This window comes from bacterium (genome assembly GCA_029210545.1).
Lineage (GTDB): Bacteria > BMS3Abin14 > BMS3Abin14 > BMS3Abin14 > BMS3Abin14 > JARGFV01.
Map to the genome: position 1 here is coordinate 1 of JARGFV010000213.1, position 731 is coordinate 731.

2 protein-coding genes and 1 tRNA gene are annotated in these 731 nt (G+C 49.9%); 1 reads left to right on the plus strand and 2 read right to left on the minus strand.

Going from position 1 to position 731, the window contains the following annotated elements:
* Positions 1–201 (plus strand): hypothetical protein (locus tag P1S46_12355; GenBank protein MDF1537256.1); only part of this gene is annotated, 201 nt, incomplete at its 5' end.
* A 90-nt stretch (positions 202–291) separates the two neighbouring features.
* Here the strand turns inward: P1S46_12355 and P1S46_12360 are convergent.
* Positions 292–368, minus strand: a tRNA-Pro gene (locus P1S46_12360).
* A gap of 105 nt (positions 369–473) precedes the next feature.
* Positions 474–731, minus strand: a 258-nt coding sequence (locus P1S46_12365) for a hypothetical protein (protein MDF1537257.1), incomplete at its 5' end; no start/stop codon positions are given.

Below are 731 nucleotides of genomic sequence, written 5' to 3' on the forward strand. Positions count from 1 at the left end.
ATCATGTTTTGGCTGCATAAAAAAGCCAAAACATCAATTTTTGTAACCAAACAGACATCGTTCAAACAGGCTATGACCGATGTACCACAAAATTTTCATGCCAGCGGTTTGTTCCTGTCGGACTTAATCAGTCAAAACTTGGTGCCGCTGGCCAAGTCCGACAAACTGCTAGCGTTGTCGGCTGAAAGCCAATGGCAATAGGGAACTGCGCACGCGGAACGGAAGAAAAGAACGATGAAAAGGCCAACCTTGGGAAGGTTGGCCTTTTCGCATGCAACGTATGAAGAAAAATGGTCGGGGCGAGAGGATTTGAACCTCCGGCCCCCTGCTCCCGAAGCAGGTGCGCTACCAGGCTGCGCTACGCCCCGACATTCTTTTTTATTCAGCCAGCGGAGGGAAGAAATACCATGAAGTATGAGCAAAAGCAAGTATTTTTGGGGCTGATTTTTATTATCAGATGAGTAGTGGTAAAGTTAGGGAAGGCCCGGAATGTGAACCGATACAACCTCCGCCAGAGTGCAACCCTGCACGCCCCTGGCAACGAAATAAACCGTATGGTCGGCGGTGATGACCGCAATGAGCTGTGACTCAACAAGTTTGCCGCAATCAAGGAGGCTCGTGTGAATAAGCATGTATGGCGCCCGCTTTTTGTGGTGATAGTGTTGGTGGCCTGTATTCTGGTCTTCCGGTGGGTCTATGTTCCCACGGATTTTGGCGTTCAGGATCGCGGC